The sequence below is a fragment of the Candidatus Thermoplasmatota archaeon genome (assembly GCA_018814355.1).
Classification (GTDB): domain Archaea; phylum Thermoplasmatota; class Thermoplasmata; order UBA10834; family UBA10834; genus COMBO-56-21.
The window spans coordinates 1-3,768 of sequence record JAHIZT010000049.1 but is presented as its reverse complement, the minus strand read 5'-3'; the positions used below and the strand labels follow the sequence as shown (position 1 = coordinate 3,768).

The following is a 3,768-nucleotide window of genomic DNA, read 5'->3' as shown; positions in this document are numbered from 1 at the left end:
GCACGGATCGACCCGTGCGTGTGCCTTGACTGGCATCTGGTGGTCAACGAGACAACGTATTCTTGATAGTTGGTACTACATGTACCACCCGAGTCTAGACAGAACCTTTGAGACACAAGATTAATCGGGCATCACACGAATCAATCAGACGGAGTTGGGCACATAGCAACGATTCGCATAGACATCCGGGAAGCCACTGCAGATGACCTCACTTCAGTGGTCAACCTATGGGGGATGTTAGCGAGACATCACGAGGACATCTCCAACGACTTCACATTGGCCTGGAACGGCAAGAGGAAATGGGCCAAATACCTCGAGGACAAGTTCGATGAGATCAGCACCAAGCTGATCGTCGCAGAGGAGGACGGCAAGGTGGTCGGGTTCATGCTCTGTCTTCTGTCCCCGAACACGCCTGTGTTCAAGGAGAGGAAGATCGGCGTGATATCCGACGTCTTCGTACTCGAGGAGAGGCGGAGGAAGGGCGTCACGAAGAAGATGCTGGACGTCGCCGTCAAATGGTTCAAGAAGAACAAAGTCAGGTCCGTCCGGCTCGGTGTTGCCAATGACAACCTAGAGGCACGGGCGGTCTGGCGACAGATGGGGTTCGAGCCGTACATGATCTACAAGCGGTTGGACCTCGACAGGAAGGAAATGGAACCGCCCGTCAAGACGAAGAGAAGGAAGATAGTCAAACAGAAGAAACTGGAGAAGAGAAGGGGTTTGTAGGAATCTCCGAGATCAGGCAAGGGCCTTCTTGATCCGCTCCATGCCTTCCTGTATGTTCTTCTTGTTCGTGGCATAGGAGATCCTCAGATGCTTCTCGCCAGCGGACCCGAAGGAGGAGCCTCCCGTGAGCGCCACCTCCGCTCGGTCCATCAGGAACAGTGCCAGCTCCTCAGAGTTCCTTGGGTCCTCGTACCTAGGGAACACATAGAACGCGCCCTTCGGAGCTGCGCAGCTGAACGAAGGTATCTCCTTCATGAGCTTCATTATGAGGTCCCTGCGCTCCCGGAACTCGTTCACCATCATCTTGACAGGCTCCTGGGGGCCCGTCAGAGCAGCGAGCGCTCCGTATTGGGCGAACGAGACGGCGTGCGTTATGGAGTGCTGCTGGATCTTGTTGACGGCCTTAAAGATCGGCTTCGAGGCAATGAGCCAGCCCATCCTCCAGCCGGTCATGGCGTAGGTCTTGGAGAAGCCGCTTATCGTTATCGTCCTGTCCATCATACCGGGCTCGGCACCTATCGAGTAGTGTTTCATGCCGTCGAACACGATCTTCTCGTAGACTTCGTCAGAGAGCACCAGCAGATTGTGGTCCTTTGCGAGGTCCGCCAGACCCTTGATGTCGTCGCGGGTCTCGACCGCACCGCAAGGGTTGGACGGCGAGTTGAACAGGATCATCTTCGTCTTCGGTGTGATGAGCTCGGCGACGTCCTCTGGAATGACCCTGAACTGGTCCTCGTCCTTTGTCACCACGGGCACGGTCTTTCCGCCCGCCAGCTGGACGCAGGGGTCGTAAGTCACCCATGCAGGATTTGGCATGATGACCTCGTCCCCCTCGTTGATGGTCGCCATGATGGTCTCGAAGATGGCCTGCTTCGTGGGAGTGATCAGGACATTGGACGAATCGCACGGGATGTTGTTCTCTGACTTTGCCCTCTGAGCTATAGCCTCTCTGAGCTCGGGCAGCCCAGGGGCGTCCAGATATCTCGTCTTCCCCTCGTCCAGGGCCTTCTTCGCAGCCTCTACGATGTGCTTCGGGGTGTCGAAGTCCGGCTCACCGACGGTGAAGGAGATGATGTCCTTGCCCTCCTTCTTCTTCTGCCCGGCCAGCTCTTTCATCTTCATCGTGCCAGATTCTTGTACGCGCTTTATCCGTTCCGCGATCATCCAAGTCGCCCCACCCGTGAACGACACGAGCAATATAAAGCATTGGTGTCCAACTTTTGTCATGCGACGGTCTGCCAGGACAAATCATGAAAACGATATTATGCTCGCATGGCGTTCGAAACAGACATGGCGCTGAGGACGGGAAAACTCCCCCCAGAACTGCTCAGGAAGATGCTGAAGCACTCGGGGGCAATGGACAAGAGGGTCATCCTCGGACCTTCGATAGGCGAGGACGCTGCTGTCGTGAGGTTGGGCAAGCAGATGCTGGTCCTGAAGACCGATCCCGTGACCTACGCCTCGGACATGATCGGTTGGTACGCGGTCAACGTCAATGCGAACGATGTCGTAACGAGGGGGGCGAGACCCGCATGGTTCCAGGCGGTAATACTGCTCCCTGTAGGTTCGGATGAGAAGCTCGTGGAGGACATCTTCAAGCAGATATCCACGGCCGCTTCGGAATTGGGCATCGCAGTCACAGGAGGACACACTGAGGTCACGCCTGGGATCGATCATCCCATAGTTGTTGGCGACATGCACGGGGTAGTCAAAGGGAACAGGCTCGTTTCCACGAGCGGAGCGGAGGTCGACGACGCCATCGTGCTGACCAAGTGCGCAGCCATCGAAGGAACCGCGGCGATCGCCCGAGAGAAAAGAAGCGAACTCCTGAAGGTGTTCGACAAGAAATTCGTCGACAGGGCCGCGAACTATCTTTTCAAGCCCGGCCTTTCGGTCGTTCTAGAGGCGATGGCCGCGCTCAGATGTAGGGTGACCGCCATGCACGACCCGACCGAGGGGGGTGTTGCGATGGGCCTTCAGGAACTCGCAGAGGCGTCCGGCAAATCGGTCGAGCTCTGGAAGGACGAGGTCATCGTAAGAAAGGAGACCGAGATGATCTGCAGGAGGTACAGCTTGGACCCACTCGGATTGCTCGGGTCCGGGGCTCTTCTGGCCACGTTCAAACCGTCTGATGCAGAGAAGTATGTCACTGAGGTTCACAAGCTAGGGATTGACGCTGCAGTCGTGGGCAAGGTCATCGCAGGCAAGGGAAAATCGAGGACTGTCTCCGGCGGGAAGATTACGCCTCTTTCTTCTTCGGAGCGCGACGAGATTTTGAAGGTTTTTTCTCCTTGATCTCGCCGACCCTTGCCGAGTAATCGATTCCGCAGAGGACCTTCGAGGTCACCGTCCAGACCTTCTGAAGCCTTGGCCCCAGCGACACCTTCGAGTGTTTGAATTTGTTCAGGTCGGATCTGAAATTGCCCCTGGAGAATCCGCCGATGATGACCACGACCCGCTCACCCTTCACGGAGGCGAACTTCTCCGGCAGAGGCACCTGTTCGCCGCTTGGATCCATCACTACCACTTCGTCCGGCTTTAGAGCGCTCACAAGCGTCTCGAGCGGGACGTCGTTCCTGAGCTCCAGCAATGCGTTCTGCCTGGACGGGACGACACGTTGTTCGTAGAGCGACTCTATCAGTCCAACGAACCTAGGATAATGAGGCGGGAGTCTTGTCTCCGGGTTGACCGCGATCACATCGTTGTTCCTCGTGTGGACGAACGCTTTGAGCTTCCCCGCGGCTGAGAGATCGGAGTCGATGCACATCATAAGGAAGAAATGCACGATGTCCGGCCGGCCGCGCGTCTGCGAGTCCGGGAGCTTGCCGAAGGCCGGATGATGGTGCGACGCGTCCAGGAGTATCTTCTCGGGGGCCTTCCCGCGCGCGTGCGCGTTGTTGAGTATGCAACGCTCGTTGACTATCTCCCTGGGCACGAGCTCCAGCTCTGAATCAGCGAGTATGAATGAGTATTGCGTCAAGTGAGTATCTCTCCCAGCTGGTTGTGTTCCTTGGCGTACTTGATCTCCTGGGCGATCCGCCT

The 3,768-nt window shown here is 56.8% G+C and carries 4 protein-coding genes; 2 read left to right on the top strand and 2 right to left on the bottom strand.

The window, feature by feature from the left end; genetic code table 11:
* Positions 1–216: 216 nt before the first annotated feature.
* Positions 217–726, top strand: a complete 510-nt coding sequence (locus KJ653_03305) for a GNAT family N-acetyltransferase (GenBank protein MBU0684862.1) — start codon at positions 217–219, stop codon at positions 724–726.
* Positions 727–738: 12 nt separating this feature from the next.
* Here the strand turns inward: KJ653_03305 and KJ653_03300 are convergent, their stop codons facing one another.
* Positions 739–1,890 (bottom strand): pyridoxal phosphate-dependent aminotransferase, encoded by a 1,152-nt coding sequence (locus KJ653_03300; GenBank protein ID MBU0684861.1) that lies wholly within the window; start codon positions 1,888–1,890, stop codon positions 739–741.
* 126 nt (positions 1,891–2,016) lie between these two features.
* Here KJ653_03300 and KJ653_03295 point away from each other — a divergent pair, with 126 nt between their 5' ends.
* Positions 2,017–3,021: an AIR synthase family protein gene (locus KJ653_03295; protein ID MBU0684860.1), complete on the top strand. Its 1,005-nt coding sequence runs from the start codon at positions 2,017–2,019 to the stop codon at positions 3,019–3,021.
* Here the strand turns inward: KJ653_03295 and KJ653_03290 are convergent.
* Positions 2,966–3,706, bottom strand: coding sequence for a 16S rRNA methyltransferase (locus tag KJ653_03290; protein MBU0684859.1), 741 nt, complete (start codon positions 3,704–3,706; stop codon positions 2,966–2,968). The two genes, KJ653_03295 and KJ653_03290, sit on opposite strands and share 56 nt — an antisense overlap.
* Positions 3,707–3,768: the final 62 nt, after the last annotated feature.

Coding starts and splice junctions, on each gene's coding strand:
- KJ653_03300 (MBU0684861.1), bottom strand. CDS start 1,890: ATGATCGCGGAACGGATAAAGCGCGTACAAGAATCTGGCACGATGAAG.
- KJ653_03295 (MBU0684860.1), top strand. CDS start 2,017: ATGGCGCTGAGGACGGGAAAACTCCCCCCAGAACTGCTCAGGAAGATG.